Here is a 26,212-nt window from a genome sequence, read left to right on the forward strand (position 1 = left end):
CACGACGCGGAGACGCCGCTGACAGCAGCCCCCTGTCAGCGGCGCTCGGTAGAGTTGGCACCATGCCTGAGCAGCCCGATGCCCCCGCCGAGAACTCACGTAGACGCGGACGGCGGAAGCCGACAGTATCCGGTGCACGCGGGCCACGCGCTACGCTCTCCCAGCTGATCCCCTACCTCTTTGAGCAGCGAAAGCTCCTCATTCTGGCGCTCGTGCTCGGCGTCATCGGTGCGATCACCGCGCTGGTGCAGCCAGCCATCCTCGGTCAGCTCATCACCCGGGTGGAGTCTGGGGAAGCTCTCACCGGGCTGCTCGTGCTGCTCTCGGCAATCGTCATCGTCAACGCCGTACTCAGCGGCTTTCAGCACTACGTGCTGCAGCGCATGGGCGAGGGGGTGGTGTTGACGAGCCGGCGCAGACTAATTGCGAAGATCTTGCACCTGCCAATTTCGCAGTTCGATCGCCGCCGCACCGGAGACCTGGTCTCCCGCATTGGCAGCGATACGACACTGCTGCGCGCCGTGCTAACTCAGGGGCTCGTCGAAGCCCTGAGTGGCATGCTCGTCTTCGTAGGCGCGCTGATCGGGATGCTCGTGATCGATCCGCTCCTGTTCGCGATCACCTTTGGCGTGATCCTGGTGGCGCTCGTCATCGTCGTGCTCGTATCGGGCAAGATCCGCCCCGCTGTCGCGCAAGCACAGGAGAAGGTCGGTGACCTCGCCGCACAGGTGGATCGCTCAGTGTCTTCGATCCGCACGATACGCGCCGCCGGTGCGGCCGAACGCGAGCAGGCTGCGACCGAGCGCGACGCAAGCGAGGCGTACCGGCTCGGCCTCAAGGTTGCGCGGATCTCGGCCGTCATCGTGCCCATCTCCTTCCTGGCGATGCAGCTCTCGTTCCTCGTGGTTCTGGGCCTGGGCGGCTTCCGCGTCGCGACCGGCGCGATCACCATCGCTCAGCTCGTCATGTTCATCGTGTTCCTGTTTCTCATGATCACCCCGTTGGGCCAGGCCTTCGGTGCGATCACGGCGGTCAATCAGGCGCTCGGAGCACTCGGCAGAATTCAGGAGATCACGTCACTCTCGACCGAGACGGCGCACGATGCGGAGCATTCCCCCGAGGGGAAAATCGTGCCGCTCGCCGCTGCGAGCGATCCGGGAGCTCCCGCAATCGCCTTTTCAGACGTCCACTTCACGTACCGCTCCGCCGCACCCGAGCGGGCCGACGTGCGCGCCCTCGTACGGAACGGTCGCGGCCGCTCCCGGGATCTCCCGCCCGTTGAAATTGTCGAGACTCCCGTGCTGCACGGCGTTGATTTCACGGTGCAGCGTGGCACTCGCGTGGCACTCGTCGGGCCATCTGGCGCTGGCAAGTCCACGATCCTCGGGTTGATCGAGCGGTTCTACGATCCGGAGCAGGGTGCCGTCTCGCTGTTTGGGGCAGATCTGCGCTCGCTCGACCGGGCGGAGCTCCGGTCCCAGCTCGGCTATGTCGAGCAGGACGCTCCGGTACTCGCTGGAACGCTGCGCGACAACCTGCGACTTGGAGCACCTCACGCGAGCGATGAGGCCTGCGCCCGCGTCTTGCGCGCGGTGAACCTCGGTGGCCTGCTCGGACGCGCGGCTGGGGGAGCCTCCACCTCAGCGAACCCTGCCACCGTCACCACACTCGATCCGCCGCAGCTCGCGGCGGCCCTCGATCTCCAGGTGGGCGAGAGCGGAATCATGCTCTCCGGGGGTGAGAAGCAGCGTCTCGCAATTGCCCGCGCGTTGCTCACTGCACCGCCCATTCTGCTGCTCGACGAGTCAACCGCGAGCCTCGACGGCGTGAACGAGCGGCTGATGCGGGACGCTCTCGACTCGGTGTCGACTGGGCGCACACTGGTCGTGATCGCGCACCGCCTCTCAACCGTCGTGGACTCCGACAAGATTATTGTGCTTGACGCAGGACGGGTCGTTGGCGAGGGGACGCACGCCGAACTCGTCGAGAGCACACCGCTGTATCGTGAGCTTGCCCAGCACCAATTGCTCGTTGCGCCTGCGGAGTAGGCGTCCGTTTATCCGCTGTTCCGCTGTCTCGCCGGGCTACGGGGCCTTCGGTGCTTGCGTCGTTGTGTCGCGCACGAGAATCCCATCGAAACGCGGCTCGATCACCATCCTCGTGGCACGGGAGACCCACTGCATCGACAGCACGATCGCAAGCATGACCCCTCCGACGACGAGGGCGAGTAGACCCAGTTCTCCCAGTGCCCCGAACCACGCGATCACACCGCTCTCGCGCAACAGATAAATGATTGGCCCGTGTAAGAGGTACACAAACAGCGTGCGCGTACCCCACGTGGTGGCGACGCTGTGGCCACGCGGCACAACAATGAGCAATGCGAGTGTCATCGCTGCCGCCAGCGCGAGCAGGGCCGCAGCGACGAGGATTCCGCCCGCGACCACCTCGCCCCACTGGGTCGGCTGCCAGTTGCCGATCGGGGCGTGGCTGAACAACCAGAAGTAGTCATCGCGCCACGTCAGCCAGCGATCAATCCGCCAGAACTCCCGCAGCTGCGGTGCGCACACGAACGCAAGCGCAACACCCCCGAGCAGCCCCCACGCGGCGATACGGGTGCCGAGCGCCGGCCTGGTGAACCAGACACCGGTGAGCCAGCCACGCTCCCGTGCGAGCCAGCCGGCGACGAAGAACGGAAGGAACGCCAAGGTACGCGACGCGGAGAACTCGGTTCCGATGGCGGGCAGCATGCCCGCAATCAGGGCGAGTCCGATCGACACGAGCAGCGGGTGGCGCAGTCGCGCAAGGTACGGGAGCAGGATCCGCATGGTGGCGAGCGAGACGAGGAACCAGAGGGTCCACGCTGGAGACACGAGGAAGGAGCTGCCGGGCGCGCGGCCCTCGACGGCGGCCCGAATCCCAGCCCAGATGAGTTCCCAGAGCCCCCACGTGATGAGCAGCTGCAGGGTTGAACGCACAGCCTTCGGAGAAGCCTCCGGCTTTGAGAACATTCCGGCGAGCACGATCATTGCTGGCATGTGGAACAGGTACACGTACGCGTACAGGCCGTACCCGAGCGCCGTATCGGTGCGAATCGTGGAGATCAGGTGCCCGATCACCACGAGTACGATGAGCAGGAAGCGGGCGTTATCCCACAGCGCGATGCGGGGTTTTGACGAAGTGCTCACACCTCCAGCCTAGATGGCGCTCGCGGCGTCCGCGGTTCAGGCCGTGGTGGTGGCTGCGACGACAGTGCCGGTGGCAGGATTCTTACGCAGCGCACGGCGGCTGGCGAATTCCCAGCCGGCCAACGCCGCAAGTGCAGCCGTCACCGCGCACCAGAAGTGCAGCGGGTTCAGGAACCGTTCGGGTGCACCCTCCGTGGGATAGCCGAGGGTGAGTTCAACGAGGACCAGAGAACTGAGGTACCCGCTCGCGAAGCCAAGACCGAGGTACGCAATTCGGTGCACCCATTTGCGTGGCTCCCGCGCCAGGAACTTGCCGAGTCCGAGCGCCGCCAGCCAGCCGTAGGTGGCGAACACCAGCCCAGAAATAGGGAGACTGAACAGCGTCAGAGTGAACATCATGGCCATGCCGTCGAAGATAGGGCGGCCCTCCGAGACGTTTGTAAGAACCCCGGATCCTAGGACGGAGAGGAACAACACAGCGTTGAACGCAAGGAACGCGACCCAGACCCCCAAGATGAACTCCAGCGAGGTAAACGCCATGGGGCGCTGTGAGGTGCGAGGGCTGGCCGACAGCGGCCGGATGGGGATGTGCCCAGCACCGAGATCGCTCATGCGGCCATCCTATGCGGGCGGCAGGCATCCAGTGATGCGGGGCCGCCACATGAGGGAAAAGTACTTCTGAACTGGAGCCACCTGTCAGAATCGAACTGACGACCTATTCATTACGAGTGAATCGCTCTACCAACTGAGCTAAGGCGGCCTGTGCGTGAGATTGCTCTCGCGCACAAGCAACTACTCTAGCACGACCGTCGAGGCGCAGGCACATCGAGTACGGCCGGGCGTGCTGTGTGTTGCCGGGGCGGTCGCCATCAACGAACGGTCGAATTCTCACCAGACTCCGCGATCGGACGGCATGCTCACCACGGCAGCGCCTCCCGACCGCGTGGCACACTGCCCTGCCGAGCCGCTTTTCGAGTGCTGGCCGCGTCCCTCCGCGATCGCCTAGGCGCAGCTGCCGCAACTGCTCGAGACGTGTCGAGCATCTGCGGCAGCTATGAGCAGCGAGGATCGGAAGTGGGGACGGCGCCGTTGATGAAGTATTCAACGACGGTGTCTGCCACACAGTCGCTCGAGGTCGTAGCCGTGTGACCCTCCCCCACATAGGTGATGAGCACCCCACTCTCAAGCTGCTCGGCAAGCGACTCGGCCCACTGGTACGGTGTGGCCGGATCGCCGGTGGTGCCCACGACGAGGATCGGGGCAGCACCGGCCCCGGTCACCGGTTCACGCGTTTCAGCGCCCTGGACCGGCCACGCAGAGCAGCCGACGTCCCCGTAGCCTTGGAACCGCCCGATCGTGGGCGCGGCTGCAGCTAGCGCAGTGGCGTTCTCCCGCATTGCCGCACGATCAAGCGTTGCCGCGCTCGGGTAATCGAGGCAGTTGATCGCGGTGAATGCCTCAGTGGAGTTGCTCAGATACTTCCCGCCCTCGCGGTCATAGTAGAAGTCCGCGAGCGAGAGTGCGACATCGGCGTCATCCGTAGCGAGAGTCGTGAAGAGCTCGTCGAGGTAGCCCCACATGTCTTTCGAATAGAGCGGCGTAATGATCGCGGTGAGTGCCGTGTTCACGGTCAGCGTGCGGCCGTCGGATCCCTGCAACGGGTTCGCATCCACCCGATCGAGCAACTGTCCGATCTGCCCCATTGCCGCATCGACGCTGCCGGTCAGCGGGCACCCGCGACGCTGGAGACAGTCGGTGGCGTATGCGCGCAGCGCCTGTTCAAAGCCCATCGTCTGTGCCCGCACCACTTCGCCCATGCCGGCGCTCGGATCCATCGCGCCGTCGAGCACGAGTCGGCCTACGTTTTTCGGGAACGCGTCCGCGTAGCGTGCACCGATGTAGGTGCCGTACGAGAAACCGAGGTAGTTCAGCTTTGCATCGCCCACGATCGCGCGCAGCATGTCAAGATCCTGCACTGTCGATGCCGTGCTGACGTGGGCGATGAGGTCGCCAGACGCGGCTGCACACGCAGCGCCAAACTCGGCTTCGTTTGCCAGAGCAGCGTCGATCCACGCGTCACTCCCGCGTTCGAGGCCAGCAGCTTTATCTTGTCCGAACAGGTACTCGTCCATGCCCGCAGCGTCGAGGCACTGCACGGGTGTTGACGCGCCAACGCCACGGGGATCCCATCCAATGACGTCGTATGCCCGCTGCAGTTCCGGCCGCACCGCGTAGCCAAAATTGTTCTTCACGTAGTCGACACCGGACGCCCCCGGTCCGCCCGGGTTCACGAAGAGTGTGCCGAGGCGCTGCGAGCCTGTCGCCTCGTGTTTGACGAGCCGAAGTGTCACTGTTTCGCCTGCCGGATCCTCCCAGTCAAGCGGCGCGTACACATCTGCGCACACCATCCCGCCCTCGCAGGGTGTCCAATTCGGCTTCTGAGCGCCGAACCCGGCGATCGTGCCCTCGGGGGCCTCAGGCAAGGCGAGCGGCTCGCCCGCGTCTGAGGAGCCACCGAGCCACGCCAGACCAGGCAGGTTTGCAAGGCCAGCACAGCCGGTCAGCGCCACGGTAGCGCTCAGTGCCAGCACGATGAGCGCGAGCGTGCGACGGCGGCCCCGGGCGGCGACGGGTGGGTGGGTCATACGGGTTCCTCCGCGGCGATGATTCCGGCAAACAGTGCCTCGAGTACGAGTGCGGGGGTGATCCCCCTCGTGAGTCGGGTGCGTGCAGTCTCCACGGCGGAAACAGCGGCCAGGGCACGGATCGGACCCCAGCGCTCGGCACGATCTGCAATCCTTGCGCGTTCCTCGCGATTGATGAGGTCAATGCCGCCGTCGGCTCCGTCACTCGCCACGAGTGCATGCAGCAGGATGTCCCGGTACACAGAGAGCAGGTCGGTCAGGATCCGGTCGATCCCGTCGCGCAGGCTCCTGGTCGCACGGCGCTTCTGATCTTCTTCGAGCGCTCGCATCTGCGAGCGCATCTGCGGCGGGATCGCGGCGCCAGGCGCAAGCCCGAGACTGCGCATCGCATCTTCTCGTTCGCGCAGGTCACGCGCCTCAGTCAGCGCAGCAGCGTCGGCTTCGGCGACCTTCACGAGTGCGGCTGCGGCGCGCATTGCGTCTCCGAGCGTGGCGATGCCGAGCGCCAGCTCGACACTGCGATCGCGGCGTTGCATGGCGCCCTCGTCGCTCGCGAGGCGGCGCGCCATGCCGATGTGGCTCTGCGCGAGCCGGGCGGCGCGTTCAGCAGCGGCAGCATCAATGCCGTCCCGCTCGTGGAGCAGTTTCGCGATGTCTGCGGGGCTCGGCGTCACGAGGCGCAGCGAACGCGCGCGGGAACGAATCGTCGGAAGAAGATCGGCTTCGCTGGGGGCGCAGAGGATCCAGATCGTCCGCTCAGGCGGCTCCTCGAGCGCTTTGAGGAGCACGTTCGAGGTCCGCTCTGGCATGCGGTCAGCATCTTCGATCACAATGACGCGGTAACGCCCCTCGGCTGGCGCATAGTGGGCGGTCGTCACGATGTCCCGCGCCGCTCGAATGTCAATGAGAAGCTTTTGTGTGGTGAGCACCCCGAGGTCCGGGTGGGTGCGCGCGCGCACCTGCTCGAACACGCTCTCTCGCGTTTCAGCAGTGCGGGCGATCAGCGCGGCGGCGAAGCGAAACGCGAGGTTCGAGCGTCCCGACCCTGGAGGGCCCGTGATGAGCCAGGCGTGCGCCGCGACGACGCCGGTCTCTGCCGCGCGGTCCAGGGTACGGACCGCGTCCGTCTGCCCGACGATTTCTGCCCAATACTCCACGACAGAAGCGTACCGCGAGCCCCTGACAGCAGCCCCTCGCCGCTACGCAGAAAGGTCGACGAACTCCGCGGCACCCTGCTCAAACTCTGCTGCGCCAGCGCTGAGTTCGGCCACCAGCTCGGTGAACGGAACAATCTCAGCGCGGGCGACAGCGAATCGCTGCGCAACATGGTCGCTGTACTCGGCACCCCCGATCCCAAATCCGCGGCGGCGCGCCTCTGACTCGATTTGCGCTGCTACCTCGTAGCTGCAGTGCACGGTCACTTCCTGCCGGATCGCGCGTCGCACCCGATCGGCACGATGCACGGCGTCCGCCACCGATGCCCGATAGGCCCGTGTCAACCCGCCAGCGCCGAGCAGCACACCACCAAAGTAGCGGGTCACCACGGCGACGACGTCGTACAGCCCGGAGGACGTGAGCGCATCAAGCATTGGGGCACCCGCGGTGCCACTCGGCTCGCCGTCGTCATTCGAGCGCTGGATCCGGCCATCCGGGCCAATCACAAATGCGGTGCAGTGGTGGCGTGCCCGGGGATGTTCGGCGCGCACACGCGCGATCACGGCGCGCGCCTCTTCCTCCGTAGACACGCGCTCCAGACGGGTAATGAAGCGGGATCGTGAGATCTCGGTCTCCGCATCCACTGCGGCCCTGATCGTCTCGTACTCCATGTTTCTCCCCGGTTGCGGCGACCCAGCGGTGCGAAGCGGTGCGCAGCGATCGCGTGTGTCGTGCGAGATCCAGTGCCTGCGGTGGATCCTGAGCAGGACACGCTGACTCTCGATAGCATCGAGTCTATGGCGGGCGACAGCGTACGGGTAGATACCTGGGTGTGGGGCGTCCGGCTTGCGAAGACGCGCAGCCAGGCCACCGCGGCCTGCCGGGCTGGGCACGTCCGCGTCAACGGCTCCACCGCCAAGGCCGCCCAGGCAGTGCGCCTCGGCGACGAGGTGCGTGTGCGGCTCCACAGTATCGACCGGATCTACCGCGTGACCGGGCTTCCAGTGCGCCGTGGCAGCGCGGTTGAGGCCGCGAAGCACTTTGAAGATCTCACCCCTCCCCCGCCTCCGCGGGTGGAGCGGCCTGCAACGGTGGTGCGGGATCCGGGCGCCGGGCGCCCGACGAAACGAGATCGCCGCGAGATCGACAAGCTCCGCGGTCGCGACGAGCACTTCTTCGACTAGGCCAGCGGGCCCACAAGCCAGCGGGCCCACAAGTCAGCGGGCCCACAAGCCAGCGGGCCGACAAGTCAGCCAGCAAGCCAAGAGCCTGTTGCACGCAGGCCGGCCAGCCCAGGCGTCGAGCCCGGGCCAGCCAGCCCCGCCGCTAGGCCTCCCGCGTCCGCCTGCGCGCGATCACGGCAGCAACGCCACCGAGCCCGAGCAGCAGCACGGCGAGTGCGGCAAGGAGTCCGAGGCTACTCCCGGTGATCGCGAGCCCGTCAGCCGCGGCGACGCGAGCCGTCGCGTCGTCCGTCAGTTTCGAGTTCGGCGTCACTTCACTCGGCGTGGTCACCGTCACCACGTTCGTGACCTCCGGGTATGCACCCTGGGCAACATTCACCACGAGCGTGAGCTCCGCGCGCTCACCTACGGCCAAGCCGTCCGCGAGCGTCCAGGTCACTGTCGACCCTCGTGCCACCACACCGTCATCGGGCGAGGAGTGGAAGGTGAGTCCGCGCGGCAGCGCATCCGTCACAGTGATCGGGCCGGGATCCGCCGTTGGACCGCGGTTCTCCACCGTGATCCGGAACGTACCTTGTTTGCCCACCTGGAATGCACCGACCGCGGTCTTCTCAGTGATGAGTGTCACCTGGGCCGGTACGGTGACCGGGTCCTCCGCACGATCGTTCTTCGGGTTCGGATCCTGCTCTGCAGGATCCACCGGCGCAACGGTCGCGACATTCACCACCTCGGCGTAGGCCGCTGCCGTGACCTCGGTAGTGATCAGCAGAGCGGGCGCCTGCTCCCCCACCGCGAGCGGCAACGCACGGCTCGCCACCACCTCGGTCGTACCGTTCGGCTGCGTCGTGACCGACTCGATGATCCAGTCATTCCCGGCGTCACCAACCGCGCTCACTACCGTCAGCCCCGCGGGAACCGTGTCGACGACGCGCGCGCCGGACGACAGGGACGGACCGCTATTGGTCACGTTGATTGTGAACTCAAGCGGGTCACCGATCCGCACCGCAGCTGCATCGTGTGACTTCGTGATCCCGAGATCGGCAGTACGCTGCACGAGCACCTGCGCGGTGTCAGTGTTGTTGTCCGCGTTCAGCTCGGGCGTACCTGAGCTGACCGTTGCCGTGTTCGTGAGTTCGGCCCCCGTCGTGGCCGCTGCGTCGATGAGCACGTCGTACACAATCGCTGGCGCTTTCACTCCCATCGCGAGCCCGGCATCGGCCGGTACGCGGGTGAAGGTGACGAGCTGCGCATTGGCCGGATCAACGGCCGCCGCCCACTCTGCAGCGGTGTCTCCGACGAGCCCGACGAAGCTCGTGCCTGCCGGGAGCTCGTCAACGACGGTGAGCGGCGCGATGACGTCGCTCGGGCCGTCGTTGCGCACGGCGATGCCGAAGCGCGCGGTCTCACCGGCAATGGCAGTTGCCGGATCAGCGATCACGTCACCGGTCTTCGCGCTGACCACGGACTTCTCGAGTACGAGGTCAGCAGCGGTCTCGACCACGATCGCCGCGTCATCGTCGTCCTTGTGGCCGCCACGGCTGTCGGTCCAGCTCAGTTCGGCGGTGTTGACCAGCTCGGTGCCGGTCGGCACTGCCGAGTCGATGTGACCGACCACGGTGATCGTGCTGTCGACCCCGACCGGGTGCAGCGGGAAGACGCACGCCGCCGCGGCATCGTCACAGTTCCAGCCCTCGCTGCCGGTGATCGAGACGAGCGAGATCCCTGCTGGCAGCAGATCGCGCACGGCTGCCTGCACCGCCGAGGGGCCCTCGTTGCGCACGGTGAGCGTGTAGCTCACATCCGTGCCAGCAACCCACGGACCTGGCGCAACATCCTTGGTGATGGTCATCTCCGCCTGAGTTGCGACGTCGACGGGATCAGTGGCGTAGTTGTTCGTCGGGTCCTTGTCTTCAGGGCCTTCGACCCACGCTTCGTTGATGAGCGCGTGCTGCTCGGGAACCGTTTCGGCGATCTGCACCGTGAAGTCGATCACGATCGTCTCGCCAATGGCGAGATCCCCGGCTGCCCCCGTCGGGCCGCTCCAGACGAGCGTCTGGCGCCCGTCTGCTTCGGTGCTCACTGTGGGGGCCGAAGCGGCTGCCGCGCCACCTGCGAAGGCCAGGCTGGCCGTGTCCGCCACATAGCTGAACCCTGCTGGCAGCGTGTCAGTCACAACAACTTGAGCACTCGACGTGCTCGGTCCGTTGTTCGTGACAACGAGCTGGTACGCGAGCGGCTGCCCGGCAACAGCATCGCCGGTGTGCGACTTCGCGATTGCGAGATCCGCCTGGCGGTCCGTGACATTCGTGTCATTCGCCTTCGGCTCGTTCGTCGAGTTGTCGGCAAATGCCTGCACCCAGTTCACGATGTCGTGGCCGATCGGGAGCGTCGAATCAACAGCGTAGGTCACGATGAACGAGCGGCTCGCGCTCGGCGCCATGTTCCCGGAGAGCGTGAAGGTGTCCTGCCCCGCCCCTGGCCCTGAAGCCTGGGTCCACGCGCCATTGTTCTCGTCTGCAACACTCTCGAAGGTGAGTTCCGCAGGCGGAGTGTCCACCACGTGCACGTTGCGCGCAGCGGCGGGCCCGTTGTTGGCGACAATGATCCGATAGTTCACGCTTTCGCCGGCGACGATCTCTGGCAGCGCGGAGCCGAGTTGCTGGGCGTCCTTCCAGACCCCGCCGTCGTTGACGACGCGCACCTTGGCGATCCCGAGCGATGTGCGGTCACCCGGAGTGACCGTAGCTTCGCTCGTGTTGTTGCTTTCCTTCGGATCGGTCGTTGCGCCTGGCACGATCTCCGTCGCGTTCAGGATCTCGTTCCCGCCGACCCAGTTCGGGTCGATGGTGCCAGTCAGCGTGATCGCTGGGGCCGCCCCCACTGCAAGCGATGCACCGGTGTAGGTCCAGGTGATCGTGTCGCCCGCCGTTGCCGGGAATGCCTTCGCCGCGTTCGCGACGGTGGCCTTCCAGCTCGCGGTAGACGGATCGGCTACGGCGATCATGCCTGCCGGTACGGTGTCCGTGATCCGGATCGGCTTCTCAGCGGTGCTCACTGAGATCGACGGACCGATGTTGCGTGGCGCGAGCGTCCACGACAGGCTGGCGCCCGCGGTGGGGAGCGCGGTCGCCGCGGTCTTCACGATCGCGAGGTCAGCCTCGGTGACGATCGAGAACGATGCCGTGCTCTCGTTGTTCTCCGGCTTCGGGTCGTAGGTGCGGCCCGGGTGCACCGTTGCGGTGTTCTGCACGGTCACGGGTGCCTGATCCTCCGCGATTTTCACGGCGACAGCGATCGTCGGGAACGACGCACCATTCGCGAGCGACTCGGTGGTGTCGGTGCGTGCGCAGCTGAAGTCTGTCACGCCGTTGGCCGCGCGGTTCGGCACGGAACAGGTCCAGCCGTCTCCGCTCGCCCCGGTCACCACGACGCCGGCAGGCAGCGCCTGTGTGGTGTCGGTGACCGTGATGGATCCCTCAGAGGTGTCCGGCCCGTTGTTCTGCACCGCGATGGTCCAGCCAGTGCCGGTGGTACCAGCGGAGAGCGGCTTTGCAGCGCCCCGCTTCTGGATCTCGAGATCGGCGGCAGCGAGGAACGTCTGCGCGTCGTCCTTCGCCCCGACGTAGTTTCCGCTGTGGTTACTCGTTGAGCCGTCGGTGTCAGTGGCGAGCACAGCAAGCGTATTGACGTGAGGATGCACACCAACGCCGACGCCAGGAGTCTGCACTGCAGCAGCCGTCGGGATCGCCTGGTAGGTGATCGTCGCAGTCCGCGGCCCGGCGAGCGGGGAGCGGGCGGAGCCAGGAAGCACCGGAGTGGTGTCGTTGAGCCCGAACCGGGTCTGTGCTGGCGACCACGTGAGCGTGGATCCGCCCGCGGCAAACACGGTGGTGGGATCGGGCAACGTGGCGTACGCGCCGACGCCAAGCTGCAGCTTGGCCGAGCCCTCGACATAGCTCCAGTTGGCCGGCAGCACATCGGTGATCTCGATGGTCTGCGCGTCGCCCAGGCCGTTGTTCGAGATCTTCAGTGTCCAGTCGAACGGCTCGCCGACGCGCGCCAGCGCACCGCCCGTCGCCGTCTTCTCGAGCACGATCTTCGGGAAGACCGGGGTCACCGTCGCGGTGTCGCGCACGTCGCTCGGGCGGTACTCGCGCCCGTCCGTCGCGAAGGAGGTGAAGCTCACCACACTCGCGGTGTTCGTCAGCGTGTCACCGAGCCCACTGTTTGTGCCGTTCAGGCCACCCGACTTCACGAACTTTGCCGAGTAGCTGATGGCCAGCGACTTCTGCGTGCCGTCGCCGCTCTGCTGATCGAGCGGGCCGGCGAGCTGCCAGGTAATCACGCCACCGGTACCAGCTGCGACACCGGCATCAACTGCGCTCGGGGTCGGCGTGATCGAGTCTGCGTCGACCTTGACGCCCGCTGGCACGCGGTCAGTGACCGCGATGTGGTGCGCCGGCGTGCGTCCCGTGTTCGTGACGTTCAGTGTGTACTCGAAGCTCGCATCAGGGTTGCGAGTTATCGTGTCTTGTCCGTCGACCTTTTTCGAGATCGCGAGCACAGGATCGAGCAAGGTGACGTCCGCGCGGTCCTGCTTGGTCTGCTTGGTCGCGGCATCGTCGTTCACCGTGTTCCACGTAAACGTCCCGGTGTTGCGCACCGGAGCTGCTGCCGCAGTGGTGATTTTGCCTGAGAAGGTCACGGTGATGGTGCGAACCTTGTCATGGTCGCGGATATCTGCCGGATCGATGGCCCAGTTCAGCGTGCTTCCGCTCCGGCTCGGCTCGTCCGCGATCGCGGGAGGGCTGGCCGCTCCTGCCCAGTCAAGCGTCACGCGTGCAGAGCCTGCCACGTACTCGACGCCGGCTGGCAGTGTGTCGGTCAGCGTCGCATCGTAGAAGTTTGCGCGCGCCGGCAGCGTGGTCTTCAGGGTGTACTCGACGGAAGCGCCAACGGGCGCGCTCGTCGGAGTAACCGACTTCACGATACTCGCCTCGCTGAGGTGCACTGTGGCGCTCACACCGGTGATTCGGTCACCGCGACGCTCTGCCGTGCTTTCGCCGCCAATGCGATCCGGCAGCGTCGTTCCAGTGAGCTGCGCACCGTTGACCAGACGGGCACCGCCGCCGGCATCCGGCACCACCGTGGCGCGGTACTCAAGCGTCGGGAACACCGGGTTGCCCGCAGCAACAAAGCCGTCGATGCGGCCAGCGTTCCAGGTGATGAGAGTGCCCGTGCGATCAGCCCCCGTCGTCACCACACGCGTGTTCCCTGCGGAACCGGTGATCCGGCAGGCCTGCTCCTCCACGGTCACGTCGAGCGCCGCATCGAACTGATCCGGATCGACGCGCAGATCGGCCGGGACACAATCCAATACCACTGCGCTATAGAGTGCGGGGCGGCCAAGGTTCTGGGCGTTGCCATTCCCGGCAGTGAGCCGGTACTTCACATCGCCGTTCACGCTCACGACCCCGTCACTCGGATCAATCACGCTCTTGCTGAGCGTGGGGAACGGCTCAAGATAGTTCACGTCTGCGGTGTCGATGATCCGGGGTTGCGTGCCGCCTGTGGCGTCGGCCGAGGTGAACCCCGCCGTATTGCGCAACTGCTTCGCATGTGGAAGGTCTGGCGTGCGGTTCGGGTGGCTCGCGTCGGCATCCTCGATCCAGCCGGTGAGGCGCACGGTGAAGACGCGCTCAGCGTCCGTCGCGTTGTAGAAGCCATCCGCTGCGCTCGGGAAGGCGAGGTCACCAGTGGCCTGGTCAAAGGAGAACCCTGCTGGCGCGGTTTCGCCGGGCAGCCACGGGGCCGCGCGGAGTTCGGCGTCGGTCACGTGGTACGCGAGCTCGCGCCCGTTCGTGTTGGGCGCGCCAGTCCAGCGCAGCACGCCGTCATCCGTCAGCAGGCCGTCTCGCACGCTGGTGCGCGCCGGGATGGTGACGGTGTAGTCGTACACGGCCAGTTCGCCCTGCACGATGGCGGTGTCGGCTCGCGGGGATCCGGTGCCGTTGTTCGCGTCGCTCGGAGTCGTGCCACTGGGCGCGATTTCCGTGCTGACAAGCTGCTTGTCCACGGAAACATTCGGCAGTTCAACGAACGAGGGATCATGGGTGCCGTCGCCGCCGACACCAAACTCGGTGTTGGATCCCGCTGTGGCGCGGGCGGTCGAGATCGGGCTCTCAACGATATGAGTCACCTGCGAGTCAGCGTTCGTCGTGACGTCGTAGGAGACGATCGAAGCGTCATTCACATAGCGCTGCCCAACGAGCGCAGCGCGTTCGCCCTGGGACTCGTCCGGGATACGGAGGGAATACTGCAGTGACAGGCCTGGCCGATCGGTGCTCGTGCGATCTGCGATTCCGCGGGCGGGATCCGCGGGAACCGTGGCGCCAGCGAGGTTCCAGACCACGATGGTCCGCTCCGCGTAGGCTGCCGCGACCGTTGCCGGGCGACCGGGGTCGCCCGGATCATATGCGGTGACAGAGGCCCCAGCGGGCAGGGCGAGCGGCGTCGCTGCCGTGCCATCCCACAGCTCAAGCGCCGGCGCACCAGCTCCAGCGCCGACGAAGTCGTGCTTCGTAATACCGACGGGGAGCGCATCCCAGACGACGTAATCGCCCGTCTCGTACTCCGGAGCCGCGAGGTCAACGCGGAAGCGCACCTCGTCCTGCTGTGCGGTGTACTCGCCGTCGACGTTGCTGTTGAAGCCGTTGCCCGAGGTACCGCGCGGGTTCGTGAGAATGCCCTTGAGCAAACCGGTCTGGTGACCGGCCTCGATTGCCGCCGCGTCGCGCAGGAAGAAGATCTCCCCATTCACGTTTTCCTGCTGGTACTTCGCGAGGTTGTCGGGAAGGTCGACTTCGCCGAACGCAGAGACGTCGGTGATGGTGACCTTGATGTAAATATCAAGCGCAACATCGATCGGGAAGAAGCGATCGTCACTCGAACCAGAGCAGTCAGCGGAGCCGAGGAGCCAGGTCAGGGATTGCCCCTGCACGGTCGGATTCGGCACGAAGGTATCGAGCCACTCTGCCGGAGTTGCCGGGCTGCAGCTGCCGAGGCCGCGATCGCTCGCGGGGCGAACCACGATGTCGTCGTAGCGCCCATCGGTCTGCGCGGACTCATCGAAGCGCGTGCCTACCGGAAGGAAATCGGTGAGGCGCGGGTTGCGGATATCGGCGCCGGCTGGCGGATCCACGCGCACGTGGTACCAGACCTCGTCGCCCGAGACGAACGGATCATTCTCACCAGCGGTCTTCACCCACTCTGAGCCCGGCACCGACTGAATCTGTGCCGCATCGGGCACTCCCGCGCTACGCTTCAGCACGCTCTTGGTGAGCCCGCTGAGTGCGGCCTTCAGAGTGGCCTGCGAATCGTCCCAGGCGTCGTTCTCGCCGAACGCTTCCGCACCGCTGGCTGAGGTGACGCCGTCAAGCGCCGGAATCGAGGTCGTTCCTGCGCGCAGCGCGGCGGTGTTCGTGACGAGGTCTCCGGAGCTCGTGGCCCCCTGCTTGCCGTCATTGCTGACGTAGCTCTCGTTCTGCGCGGCCGAGTACTGCACCCGGTGCGTCTGGTTCGGGCCAGCGAGTGCATCTGCTGGGTTGAGCGCGAGGCGCAGGAAGAAGTGACCCGTCTGCGGGTCGAATCCGATGCCCTCGAGTGCCGCACCGACGAGGCCAGACGATGCGTCTGCCGCGGGTGACGGGTACGCGCAGTCCGTGGCAACACCATGGCTCTGCAGCGCGGCAGCCCACTCGTTTGCCGTGAGGTTCTGCGAGATGATCTTCGCAGGGTCGCTCGGATCACCGATGAGGAGGTTTGGCAAGCCAGCAACGGTGCTGGAGCCGTCGGCAACCGCGGTGCCGCTGGGGAACACGGGGCACAGGCCATCGCCCAGGTCGTCGACCAGGCGCTGCGGGCGCTCACCGATGGCGGCGCCCACATACTCGCTCGTCGAAATATCGAGTGCGTAGCGTGCCAGCTCGCCCTGTTCGAAGGAGCCTGAGCCGCCAGCGACCCCGCCGTTGACACTCTTGAGGAGTCGGACATCGACCGCGTCGATTGACGCCGTGTCGCTGTCGCTCGTCTCGACTCCCGCGTACTCTGCGGTCACGATCGCGGCATTCTGCATGGTTTGGGCCGCGTACGGATCCCCGTCGATGCCGTGACGCGTTGAGCGGCCGCGGTTATTGTCCAGGTTCGAGCCCTGCTGGCCATCGGTGGCGGCCTCGTAGCCAAAATCGAGCGTGTTCTCGAAGAGCGGGACGGCTGCGCGGTAGCGAATCTCAACGTAGCCCGCCTGGCCTGCCGTGCTTGAGTAGCCCTGCTTGACACCGTCTGCCCCCGTGGTCGCGAGCGGATCGCCGATACCGAGCAACTGCCCGATGTTCCACGTCACCTTCGTGTACACGCCTGCGCCGGCAAGTCCGAGCTGCTCGGCCTCAGCGGCGCTCAGCGCTACGGTCTCGACCGACTCTTCTTCTGACCAGGCGCCCTGGCCGCCCTCAGGTGCCGGGGTGACTGCAAGATCGCCTGAACCGTCGTACTCGGTGCCGTCTGGGCGAGTACCGTTTGCCGCGGTGCTGTGGTCCGTGCCACCTGCACCGAGGTATTCGAGGCCCGCCGGCAAGTAGTCGACGACGCGGGTATTCGTGAGGTCGCCCTCGCCAGTGTGCGACACGCGCAGCGTATAGGTCGTTGAATTCGTGTGCACGCCGCGGAGCAGCTCGCCCTCAGGGCTCGGCTCACTCTTTTCGATCCGCACCGCATTCACCGGGATCTCAGGGGCCACGCGGCCGGGAGCCGACGTGTGCGTGCCTGAGCTGGTGGTGCCCGTTGCGCCGGGGAAGCCGGGGACGAGGCGCTCTTCGCCGCTGGTGAACGCGGTGATACCCAATTCGAGGGAGGAACCTGCGGGGTACGTGTCGGCCTTCGGGCGGAGCGTGAGGGAGTGGCTCGTGCCTGCACCGGCGGGAAGGTCTGAAATGTTCTCGAAGACGAGATACTGGGCACCGGCCGGAACACGGCAGGCTGCAGTCTGGCCGGGCGCGGCCTCAAGGCCGAGCGCAACACAGGCTGCTGCTGAGGCACCGAGTCCGCGCACGATCGCGCCAGCCTGGTAGGTCTTCGGCGTCCCGAGCGTTGGCGATGACACGACGGTGACGTCAGCGGACAGGGTCACGGCCGCGCTCAAGTTGTACTGCTTCGCTGCAGGATCTGAGGAATCGGCGGGATACGCGCTCGTGAACCGCAGCTGCACCTCGACGTCCTCGCCAGCGATGTACGTCTGGCTCGGCGTTGCGGAGACCCGGGGGGCCAGCGGCTCAGCTGCTGCCGCCTGAATCCCGACACCTGCGGCAACAAAGCCGCCCGCGATCAGAGTTCCGGCGACAATACCGGCCACCCAGGAGCGCCAGCCACGCTGACTCTGGGCATGGTCGGATGGTGCGGTCGACGCGTGCGTCATGAGTTCCCCCTCATTTTTGCGACATGCGCGCACCAGTCACACCCACGAACGGCAGTACCGATTCGTCGAGGCGACTTCGCGCTCCGTAGCGCGCACGCATGTCGGCCCGTCCCCCGACAGGCCAAACGTGCCCCATCGTATAAAGCGGAACGGTCGCACTGGGGGGTTGCGAGAGAAGATCACCCGTGGTTTCACCCCGGCCTCGCTCGCCTCATCCTTCAGCCTGGCCGGGTACACTCGCGATGTGAGTGCGCCAGAGTTCGCCCCAGCGCGCTGCGCCACTGATGCACCGCGCATCGCGGATGCACCGCGCATCGCGGAGTCCGAGTGGCGGGAGCTGGCAGCGGCCCACGCGGATCGCGCCGATGCGCTCACCGCAGGTCACCGTGAGCGCACGCAGCGCCGCGAGCGCCACCCGATTGAAGATTTTCTGTGGACCTATTACTCGGTGAGCCCCGGCGAGCTGCGGCGCTGGCACCCCGGCGCCGGACGAGTGCTTGCCGGTGCTGGTCCAGAACGTGGAGGGTGGAGACACTACCGGGAGACAGGTGCTGCGGGCAGGGACGCTGTCGTCGATCTCCCAGAGTTCTTTGCCCGCCGCCGTGGCACAGTCGACTACATTGAAGGGCTGCTCGCCGCGACGCTCGCACACACGCCCAAGTACGGCTGCTTCGGCCTCCACGAGTGGGCAATGGTGTACCGGATGACGCCAGAACAGCTGCGGCACACGACGCTGCCCTTGCGGATCGGACATGCTGCGACGGACCAGGTGGTCGAGTCACACTCGATCGGGTGTACGCACTTCGATGCGTACCGGTTCTTCACCCCCGAGGCTGCGCCGCTCAACACGCTGCGCCCCACTCGCGAGACGCAGCCTGCGCTGGAGCAGGCTGGGTGCCTGCACGCGGGAATGGATGTGTACAAATGGGCAGCAAAGCTGGGCCCGATCGTGCCAGGAGAGGTGTTGCTCGACGCGTTCGTGCTCGCGCGTGACATTCGAGAGGTCGACATGCGGGCCTCCCCGTACGACGTCACCGGGTTCGTCGGGACAGACGGCAGCCTGCTCACCCCGATCCCGATCGAAACGCCCGCGGGGAAGCGAGCGTACGCGCGGCTGCAGCGCGGTTTCGCTGATCGCGGCAACGCGATCCGCAGCAGTGTGCTTGCAGCCATCGCAGTCGCGCGCACGGGAGATGCACTGGCGATGGCTGCGGGGACGACGCAGCGGGTCGCCTAGCTCACTCCGCGCCCCGCCGACGCTTCGGGCCGCGGATCGCACGCAATGCGCCGAGAATCGCGACCAGGTCAACGAGTTCTTGCAGCCATGCGCCGAGCAACGCGGGGAGGAAGCCGAACGCCGCGATCATCATGAGCACGACGCTGAACCCGATCCCTAGCCAGATACTCTGCACGGCGATCCGCACCGTGTCGCGGCCGATCTGCACGGCATCCGCGACTCCAGCAATACGGTCGAAGCGGTTCACCACGTCGGCTGATTCACTCGCGGCAGTCGAGCCACGCGCGCCCATAGCGAAGCCGACATCTGCCGCTGCAAGTACCGGAGCATCGTTCAGGCCGTCACCCGTCATGAGCAGTGGGCGAGGGTGCACGTCGGCGATAATCCGCACCTTGTCAGCGGGTGTGCATTCAGCGTGCACCTCACCGATGCGCAACTGGGCGGCGAGCGGATACGCTGTCGCCGCAACGTCACCCGTCACGACCAACATCCGCTCGACACCGAGGCCGTGAAGCGCAGCAATCGTATCGATCGCGTCCTCCCGCAGGCGATCCCGCATCACGATGACCCCCGCGAAGCGATCGTTGCGGGCCACGTAAATCGCGAGCTCACCCGGCTCCAACTCGGCGTGCACCAGGTCGGATGCGACCTCGCGCACCCAGGCCGGCTTCCCCACACGGACCGTGCCGCCAGCGAGGCGAGCCGAAACCCCGTTCGTCGCGTACTCTTCCGCCTCGGTGACGGCGAGCAAGCTGAGGTCGCGCGCCTTCGCGGCTCCGACTACGGCGCTCGCAAGCACGTGTGAGGAGTAGACCTCAGCAGAAGCGGCGAGCTGCAGCACATCCTCTTCGGTGAAGCCAGGCTGGGTCAGAATCCGCCGGGGCTCGGGCTTGCCCGTCGTGAGCGTGCCCGTCTTGTCGAACGCCGCTGAGCGCACTCGCGCGAGCTGTTCCAGTGTGCCGCCTCCCTTGACGATCAGGCCTGCCTTCGCCGCACGGCTCATCCCCCCGAGGAACGCGACGGGTGCCGCAATCAGCAAAGGGCAGGGAGTCGCCACGACGAGCACCTCTGCAAAACGCACGGCATCACCGCTGAGCCACCAGGCAAGCCCCGCAATCCCGAGCGACACGAGGGTGAACGGCACCGCGTAGCGATCCGCCATGCGCACCGTTTTCGCCTTGCTGTGCTGCGCGGTCTCGACCAGGCGGACGATCTGCTGGTATTGGCTGTCGCTCGCAAGTGCGGTCGCCCGCATGTGCACAGCAGCCGAGCCGTTGATCACACCGCTCGCGACTTTCTCTCCCGCGGCGCGATCCACCGGCAGGCTTTCCCCCGTGAGCGAGGATTCGTCAAAGGAGGCGGCATCCTCACACAAGATCGCGTCGACCGGTACGAGGGCGCCAGGGCGCACCAGCAACGTATCCCCGATCATGATCTCGTGCACATCGACGACCTCCGTGCGCTCACCCCCGTCTTCATCAAGCTGCCCCTCCAGCACGCGGATGGCTTGGCTTGGCGCACGCTCCAGCAACGCGGTGAGCTCGCGCTTGGACCTGTTCTCTGCGTAGTCCTCGAGCGCCTCACCGCCCGTGAGCATCAGCACGACCACCAGCGCAGCCCACGGCTCGCCGACGAGCACCGCGGCGACGACCGCTGTGACCGCGAGGATATCGAGGCCCGCATGGCCACGCAGCAACTGCCGCACCATGCCGACGGCTTGCCAGGCCGCGATCAGCAGGGCATAGCCGCCGACGAGCCACGGCGCTGTGCTCCGCGCTGGAGTGGCGAGCAGGAGCAAGCCAACGATGCCGACAGCCGCGGTCGCCGCGACAAGCGGATACGCGCGGATTGCGCGACGGAGCTGGGTCATAGCTGCATTCTCTCCACACTCGGGCGGATTTCGCAGCATTCGCGCCGTTTCAGCCCCCGCGTGCCGCGCGCCTCGGGGACTCGCAGGTGACTGCGGCCCCCGGGTCTCCCGGCGCGAGCGGGGGTGTCGCAGTGCTCAGCGTTCTCGGGTCTCCCGGGACCCGGATCCCCCGCGGCGTGATTCCGCCCAGCGCACGGGTGAGCGACCGCGTTCGCGCGTGAACGCACGGATGAAGGCTGCGGAGTCCGAGTATCCACTCTCGCGTGAGATCGCCGCGACCGTCATCCCGGTCTGGTCCCGCTGCAGCAGGAGACGCTCAGCGTGCTGCAGCCTCGTGCGTCTGAGAAACGCTGCCGGAGTATCGGCTTCCTCAGCGAACAGCGCGTGTACTTGCCGCGGCGACAGGAAATGCTGGGCGGCGAGCTGCTCCACCGTCAGCTCCGGGTCTGCAAGTTGCTCACGCAGTGACGAGCGAAGCGCGGCGAGACGCTTGAGCCGCTCTCCGACCTCGGGGCCGCGCTGCGCCAGCAGCCCGCGCACGACGGCCGAAAACACTTCAGCAGCGGCGCGCGCCAGCGCTGCACCAACGCCCACCCCTGCGCCGGCGCTGAGCGCGAGCTGCGGAGACTGCAACCCGTAGACGAGGCCGCGCAACGCAACCTGGCCTGGCACATCAGCACCAATCCGGTGCGCACTCGCCTGCGACACCATGTGTGCCGGGAGGCCGGCAAGCGAGCGACTGAGTTGCAGCACGATCAGCGACTGCTGTGGTGTCGGCAATTCGAAGCGGAACGGCACATCGCCCTCGCAGATCGCCACAGCCCCCTCTCCGATCGAGACGGCCCGCCCGCGCTGGATCAGCGTCGACTGGCCGTTGAGCTGCATGAGCACAAGCAGTTCCTGGGCCTGGCCCGCGTCGATCAACGCCGCCGGACGATCGAGCAGTTGCGCGCCGGTCTCGATCCGGCTCACGCGGAGATCAGGCGAGAATTCCCGCTGGGTTGCCCACGCTGAGAACTCCGCATCGTATGGCCGGCAACTGATCGGTCCGAAAATCCGATTCGCGCTCGCTCGCCATCCGTCGGCATCCCACACGCTCTTGGCTTCCATAGTTCACCTGGCGAGCACCTCTCCCGCGGCCAGAGCCGCGACACTGCGTCCCCAGCAGGCACGCGGTGCACGCCGCAGCCTGGGCCAACGCTCGTGCAGCCCCGGCAACACAACCTGTGCCGAGTGCAACCTACCGTGGTGGTACCGGTGAGTGTACACGGTGCAGATGGGCGTGATGAAGCGTCCACAACAGATCGGAGACTGGCATGACTGGCAATCGGATTGTTGTTTACAAGGGGCCCGGCGAGGTAGCGGTTGAGGAGGTCGAGTACCCCACCCTCGAGATCCCCGCAGAAGTGGCCAACTGGCTCGGAATCAAACGCTCGGCGCCGCACGCGGTGATCCTAAAACTCGTCACCACGAATATCTGCGGCAGCGATCAGCACATGGTGCGCGGCCGCACCACAGCGCCGGTGGGGCAGACACTCGGACACGAGATCACCGGTGAGGTGATCGAAGTGGGTGATGACGTCCTGTTCCACAAGGTCGGCGATATCTGTTCGGTGCCGTTCAATATCGCCTGCGGCCGTTGCCGAATGTGCAATGAAGGGAAAACCGGGATCTGTCTGAACGTGAATCCGGCCCGCGCTGGCGCGGCATATGGCTATGTCGACATGGGCGGCTGGCTGGGCGGCCAGGCCGAATACGTGATGGTGCCGTATGCGGATTTCAACCTATTGAAATTCCCCGATCGCGACGAAGCACTCGACAAGATCCTCGACCTCACGATGCTCTCGGACATCTTCCCTACTGGCTATCACGGCGCGGTCTCTGCGGGGACGACGACCGGGTCCACGGTCTACGTCGCCGGCGCAGGGCCGGTGGGGCTCGCTGCGGCGTACTCCGCGCAGTTGCTCGGCGCAGCCACGGTGATTGTTGGGGATATGAACGCTGACCGGCTGCGGCAAGCGGAGAGCTTCGGCTGCGCCACAGTCAACCTCTCGACGGGCAACAGCCTGGCCGACATGATCGCCGATATCCTCGGCGAGCCGGAGGTGGATGCAGCAGTCGACGCGGTGGGATTCGAGGCCAGAGGGCACGGCGAGGGCGCATCGGAGGCCCCGGCAACTGTGCTGAATGACGTGATGAGTATCGCGCGAGCAGGCGCATCCCTCGGCATCCCGGGACTGTATGTCACGGGGGATCCGGGCGCCGTGGATGACGCGGCGAAGCGCGGGCAAATCGGGGTTCGCCTCGGCCTGGGCTGGGCGAAATCGCACCAGCTCGTCACAGGTCAGTGCCCGGTGAAAAAGTACAACCGGCAGTTGATGAACCTGATCCTCGCGGATCGGGCCCACATCGCAGATGCCGTCGGTGCCACCGCGATTAGCCTCGACGAGGCGCCACGCGGGTACGCGGAGTTCGACGCCGGCGCCGCGGAGAAGTTCGTGATCGACCCGCACGGCATGATCCGCTAGTTCGAACTGAGGCCAGGTGGGGTGGGCGTGTGCCCGCCTCACCTGGCCTCCCCCTTTTCATGGGTCGAAATTCGGACCTTCCCCGGCCCGAAGCCCCAAACTTCGACCCATGAACCGCGCGCCGAGCTCCCGCGCGTGACAGGACCCCTCGGTGCAGGTCGCGCGGGCGAGCTAGCGGCGGGCTAGCGGCGGGCTAGCGCTCCGCCGCGATTTCCGTGTGGTGCTGAATCACTTCAGCGACCACGAAGTTGAACCACTTCTCTGCGAACTCCGGGTCGAGGTGCGCGTCCTCAGCGAGGCTCCGCAGCCGTGCGATCTGGCGCGTCTCCCGCGACGGATCAGACGCCGGCATCTCGTTCTCGGCTTTCAGCAGCCCGACCTCCTGCGTGCATCTGAACCGCTCAGCGAGCATGTGCACGAGGGCCGCATCGATGTTGTCGATGCTCGAACGGAGGCGGTCGAGCCGCTCCACAGGGGTCAGGTCAGTCATGATTCCTTCTGGTTCCTCGGGCGCGCTAGCTCAGGAGATCGTGCAGTTCGACGACCTGCTCGCGCTCGGGCCCTACGCCGACGGCGGAGAACCTCGCTCCGCTCATGGCCTCGAGCGCAGTGATGTAGTCCTGCGCATTCTTCGGCAGCTCAGCGAAGGTGCGGCATCCCGTGATGTCCTCTGCCCAGCCGGGGAACTCCTGATAGATAGGTGTCGCGTGGTGAAAGTCCGACTGGTTCACGGGCATCTCGTCGTGGCGCACGCCATTGACGTCGTATGCGACGCAGACGGGAATCGTCTCCAGGCCGGAGAGCACGTCGAGCTTGGTGAGCACGAAGTCCGTGACCCCGTTGATCCGAGCCGCGTAGCGCGCCATCGGAGCGTCGTACCAGCCGCAGCGGCGCGCACGCCCGGTGGTCACCCCGACCTCGCCGCCCTTGACCTGCAAGAACTCGCCCATTTCGTCGAAGAGCTCCGTGGGGAACGGCCCCGAGCCGACACGGGTCGTGTAGGCCTTGATGACGGCGATGATCCGGTCGATCTGGTGCGGCGGAACGCCCGAGCCGGTCGAGGCGCCACCCGAGGTTGCGTTCGAGCTCGTCACGAACGGGTAGGTGCCGTGATCGATGTCGAGCATCGTCGCCTGGCCCGCCTCGTACAGCACGGTCTTGTCGTCGGCGAGCGCGTTGTGCAGCAGCAGCCCGGTGTCGCACACCATCGGCTCCAGCAGTTCGCGATAGCTCAGCAGATCTGCCACAACTTCATCGGCAGAGATCGCACGCCGGTTGTAGATCTTGACGAGCACCTGGTTCTTGAACTCGAGCGCCGCCTCCACCTTCTGGCGCAGGATCCCCTCGTCGAAGATGTCCTGGATCCGGATCCCGACACGATTGATCTTGTCCGCGTACGCGGGGCCAATCCCGCGCCCGGTGGTGCCGATCTGCCGCTTCCCGAGGAAACGCTCCGTGACCTTATCGAGGGTGCGGTGGTACTCGGTGATGACGTGCGCGTTGGCGCTCACCTTCAGCTTGGACACGTCGACTCCGCGCTCCTTGAGCGCGTCCAGCTCCAACTTCAGCACGGCGAGGTCCACGACGACCCCGTTCGCGATGACGGGGACGACCCCCGGCGTGAGAATGCCGGACGGCAGCAGGTGGAGCGCGTACTTCTGGTCGCCGATGACGACGGTGTGGCCGGCGTTGTTGCCGCCGTTGAATTTGACGACATAGTCGACGCGGCTTCCGAGGAGATCGGTCGCGCGACCCTTCCCCTCGTCGCCCCACTGGGCACCGGTGATGAGCACTGCGGGCATTTCAGCCCCTTTCTGAGCACTGGCAGATACTGGCCTAGTCTACCCGGAGCCCCAGACAACACAGCCGACGCGGTCAGGAAGCGGTCTAGGCTGAGGGTGTTCAGACCGCGAATCGAGCGCAGAAGAGGCCCCATGAACTCCCGTCGCATCGTCATCGGAGGGGCGTCTGGCACCCTCGGAGCCCGGCTCGTCGCCGAGCTCACCGCCGACGGCTGGGAGGTTGCCACTGTCGGGCGCGGCGCGGCAGATGCTGGCTGGGATGACCCGGCTCGCCTCCTGGAGTTGGTGGACGGCGCAACCGCCGTGATCGGGCTCTCGGGGAAGAGCGTTGACTGCCGCTACACGGATGCGAACCGCGACGAGATCCTGCGCTCACGGGTCGACACCACCCGCGCGCTCTCCGACGCCATCGCTGCGAGTGCGCAGCCGCCCCAGGTCTGGCTCAACGCGAGCACGACCACGATCTACCGGCACGCAATGGACCGGCCGCAAACGGAGCGCGACGGGGAACTCGGAAGCGGCTTCTCCGTCGATGTCGCCCGCGCCTGGGAACGCGAGTTCACCGCGGCAGCACTGCCAGGCACTCGCAGAGTCGCGCTGCGCACCTCTGTGGTGCTCTGCGATGGCCCGGCCACGAAGATCCTGTTCAGGCTCGCGCGGCTCGGTGTTGGCGGGCCGCAGATCGATGGCCGCTGGTTCCCGCACCGCCGCTACCGGGGCATCGGCCCGGAGGCTTCGTCCCCGGAACCCCCAACGAGTCGCCATACCCGCGGCAGGCAGCGCTTCACCTGGGTCCACATCGACGACTTCGTCGGTGCCGTGCGCTTTATCCTCGCGCATGACGAGCTCGCTGGCCCGATCAATATCGCCGCGCCGGGGGTGAGCGATAACCGCACGCTGATGCGGATCCTGCGCCACTGCGTGGGAGCACCGATCGGGCTGCCAGCGTTTCGGTGGATGCTAGAGCCAGCGGCCTGGGTGCTGCGCACCGAATCGGAGATGGTGCTCAAGAGCCGGTGGGCGCCACCTGAGGCGCTGCTCGCCGCCGGTTTCGAGTTCCGCTGGCCCGAATTAGAGCCAGCGTTGCGCGACATCGGCGCGGGGCTTAGAACAGCCGGGGAGTAGGCAAGATACGCT

The 26,212-nt window shown here is 66.3% G+C and carries 15 protein-coding genes and 1 tRNA gene; 5 read left to right on the forward strand and 11 right to left on the reverse strand.

The window, feature by feature from the left end:
- Window positions 1-62 precede the first annotated feature (62 nt).
- Complete coding sequence (locus tag K1X41_RS08050) at window positions 63-2,048, forward strand: ABC transporter ATP-binding protein (protein ID WP_220174345.1); 1,986 nt, start codon at window positions 63-65, stop codon at window positions 2,046-2,048.
- A gap of 36 nt (window positions 2,049-2,084) precedes the next feature.
- Here the strand turns inward: K1X41_RS08050 and K1X41_RS08055 are convergent, their stop codons facing one another.
- The 6 genes from K1X41_RS08055 to K1X41_RS08080 form a co-directional block, all read right to left on the reverse strand.
- Window positions 2,085-3,185: an acyltransferase family protein gene (locus K1X41_RS08055; protein ID WP_220174346.1), complete on the reverse strand. Its 1,101-nt coding sequence runs from the start codon at window positions 3,183-3,185 to the stop codon at window positions 2,085-2,087.
- 36 nt (window positions 3,186-3,221) lie between these two features.
- Window positions 3,222-3,797 (reverse strand): hypothetical protein, encoded by a 576-nt coding sequence (locus K1X41_RS08060; RefSeq protein WP_220174347.1) that lies wholly within the window; start codon window positions 3,795-3,797, stop codon window positions 3,222-3,224.
- 72 nt (window positions 3,798-3,869) lie between these two features.
- A tRNA-Thr gene (locus tag K1X41_RS08065) sits at window positions 3,870-3,945 on the reverse strand.
- A 292-nt stretch (window positions 3,946-4,237) separates the two neighbouring features.
- Entirely contained in the window at window positions 4,238-5,830 is a 1,593-nt protein-coding gene (locus K1X41_RS08070; protein WP_220174348.1) for an alpha/beta hydrolase, read from the reverse strand.
- Window positions 5,827-6,987 (reverse strand): DNA polymerase III subunit delta', encoded by a 1,161-nt coding sequence (locus tag K1X41_RS08075; RefSeq protein ID WP_220174349.1) that lies wholly within the window; start codon window positions 6,985-6,987, stop codon window positions 5,827-5,829. The genes K1X41_RS08070 and K1X41_RS08075 overlap by 4 nt, the downstream gene beginning before the upstream one ends.
- Window positions 6,988-7,029: 42 nt before the next feature.
- Entirely contained in the window at window positions 7,030-7,656 is a 627-nt protein-coding gene (locus K1X41_RS08080; protein WP_132205892.1) for a YigZ family protein, read from the reverse strand.
- A gap of 126 nt (window positions 7,657-7,782) precedes the next feature.
- Here K1X41_RS08080 and K1X41_RS08085 point away from each other — a divergent pair, with 126 nt between their 5' ends.
- Window positions 7,783-8,169 (forward strand): RNA-binding S4 domain-containing protein, encoded by a 387-nt coding sequence (locus K1X41_RS08085; RefSeq protein WP_132205890.1) that lies wholly within the window; start codon window positions 7,783-7,785, stop codon window positions 8,167-8,169.
- Window positions 8,170-8,311: 142 nt separating this feature from the next.
- On the opposite strand, the gene K1X41_RS08090 is transcribed toward K1X41_RS08085, so the two are convergent.
- The gene (locus K1X41_RS08090; RefSeq protein ID WP_220174350.1) at window positions 8,312-17,638 is read right to left on the reverse strand and encodes an isopeptide-forming domain-containing fimbrial protein; all 9,327 of its coding nucleotides are present in this window, start codon (window positions 17,636-17,638) and stop codon (window positions 8,312-8,314) included.
- A 295-nt stretch (window positions 17,639-17,933) separates the two neighbouring features.
- On the opposite strand from K1X41_RS08090, the gene K1X41_RS08095 reads away from it, so the two are divergent.
- Complete coding sequence (locus K1X41_RS08095; RefSeq protein WP_165875678.1) at window positions 17,934-18,875, forward strand: 3-methyladenine DNA glycosylase; 942 nt, start codon at window positions 17,934-17,936, stop codon at window positions 18,873-18,875.
- A 1-nt stretch (window position 18,876) separates the two neighbouring features.
- On the opposite strand, the gene K1X41_RS08100 is transcribed toward K1X41_RS08095, so the two are convergent.
- Together K1X41_RS08100 and K1X41_RS08105 are read right to left on the reverse strand one after the other, a co-directional pair.
- Window positions 18,877-20,745: a heavy metal translocating P-type ATPase gene (locus K1X41_RS08100; protein WP_132205886.1), complete on the reverse strand. Its 1,869-nt coding sequence runs from the start codon at window positions 20,743-20,745 to the stop codon at window positions 18,877-18,879.
- A gap of 135 nt (window positions 20,746-20,880) precedes the next feature.
- The gene (locus K1X41_RS08105; RefSeq protein WP_133617142.1) at window positions 20,881-21,855 is read right to left on the reverse strand and encodes an AraC family transcriptional regulator; all 975 of its coding nucleotides are present in this window, start codon (window positions 21,853-21,855) and stop codon (window positions 20,881-20,883) included.
- A gap of 206 nt (window positions 21,856-22,061) precedes the next feature.
- Between K1X41_RS08105 and fdhA the strand changes: the two genes are divergently transcribed.
- Window positions 22,062-23,273: a formaldehyde dehydrogenase, glutathione-independent gene (fdhA, locus tag K1X41_RS08110; protein WP_132205882.1), complete on the forward strand. Its 1,212-nt coding sequence runs from the start codon at window positions 22,062-22,064 to the stop codon at window positions 23,271-23,273.
- Window positions 23,274-23,466: 193 nt separating this feature from the next.
- On the opposite strand, the gene K1X41_RS08115 is transcribed toward fdhA, so the two are convergent.
- On the reverse strand, window positions 23,467-23,763 hold the full coding sequence (locus K1X41_RS08115) for a chorismate mutase (protein WP_132206798.1): 297 nt from the start codon (window positions 23,761-23,763) through the stop codon (window positions 23,467-23,469).
- Between the two features lie 25 nt (window positions 23,764-23,788).
- On the reverse strand, window positions 23,789-25,075 hold the full coding sequence (locus K1X41_RS08120) for an adenylosuccinate synthase (protein ID WP_220174351.1): 1,287 nt from the start codon (window positions 25,073-25,075) through the stop codon (window positions 23,789-23,791).
- A gap of 132 nt (window positions 25,076-25,207) precedes the next feature.
- On the opposite strand from K1X41_RS08120, the gene K1X41_RS08125 reads away from it, so the two are divergent.
- Complete coding sequence (locus K1X41_RS08125; RefSeq protein WP_220174352.1) at window positions 25,208-26,200, forward strand: epimerase; 993 nt, start codon at window positions 25,208-25,210, stop codon at window positions 26,198-26,200.
- The last annotated feature ends 12 nt before the right edge of the window (window positions 26,201-26,212 follow it).

Source organism: Leucobacter luti, from assembly GCF_019464495.1.
Classification (GTDB): Bacteria; Actinomycetota; Actinomycetes; order Actinomycetales; family Microbacteriaceae; genus Leucobacter; species Leucobacter luti_A.

Excerpts from the sequence above, each read along its gene's own strand:
- K1X41_RS08050 (WP_220174345.1), top strand. The coding sequence starts at position 63 with ATGCCTGAGCAGCCCGATGCCCCCGCCGAGAACTCACGTAGACGCGGA.
- K1X41_RS08060 (WP_220174347.1), bottom strand. The coding sequence starts at position 3,797 with ATGAGCGATCTCGGTGCTGGGCACATCCCCATCCGGCCGCTGTCGGCC.
- K1X41_RS08070 (WP_220174348.1), bottom strand. The coding sequence starts at position 5,830 with ATGACCCACCCACCCGTCGCCGCCCGGGGCCGCCGTCGCACGCTCGCG.
- K1X41_RS08080 (WP_132205892.1), bottom strand. The coding sequence starts at position 7,656 with ATGGAGTACGAGACGATCAGGGCCGCAGTGGATGCGGAGACCGAGATC.
- K1X41_RS08085 (WP_132205890.1), top strand. The coding sequence starts at position 7,783 with ATGGCGGGCGACAGCGTACGGGTAGATACCTGGGTGTGGGGCGTCCGG.
- K1X41_RS08090 (WP_220174350.1), bottom strand. The coding sequence starts at position 17,638 with ATGACGCACGCGTCGACCGCACCATCCGACCATGCCCAGAGTCAGCGT.
- K1X41_RS08100 (WP_132205886.1), bottom strand. The coding sequence starts at position 20,745 with ATGACCCAGCTCCGTCGCGCAATCCGCGCGTATCCGCTTGTCGCGGCG.
- K1X41_RS08105 (WP_133617142.1), bottom strand. The coding sequence starts at position 21,855 with ATGGAAGCCAAGAGCGTGTGGGATGCCGACGGATGGCGAGCGAGCGCG.
- fdhA (WP_132205882.1), top strand. The coding sequence starts at position 22,062 with ATGACTGGCAATCGGATTGTTGTTTACAAGGGGCCCGGCGAGGTAGCG.
- K1X41_RS08115 (WP_132206798.1), bottom strand. The coding sequence starts at position 23,763 with ATGACTGACCTGACCCCTGTGGAGCGGCTCGACCGCCTCCGTTCGAGC.
- K1X41_RS08120 (WP_220174351.1), bottom strand. The coding sequence starts at position 25,075 with ATGCCCGCAGTGCTCATCACCGGTGCCCAGTGGGGCGACGAGGGGAAG.
- K1X41_RS08125 (WP_220174352.1), top strand. The coding sequence starts at position 25,208 with ATGAACTCCCGTCGCATCGTCATCGGAGGGGCGTCTGGCACCCTCGGA.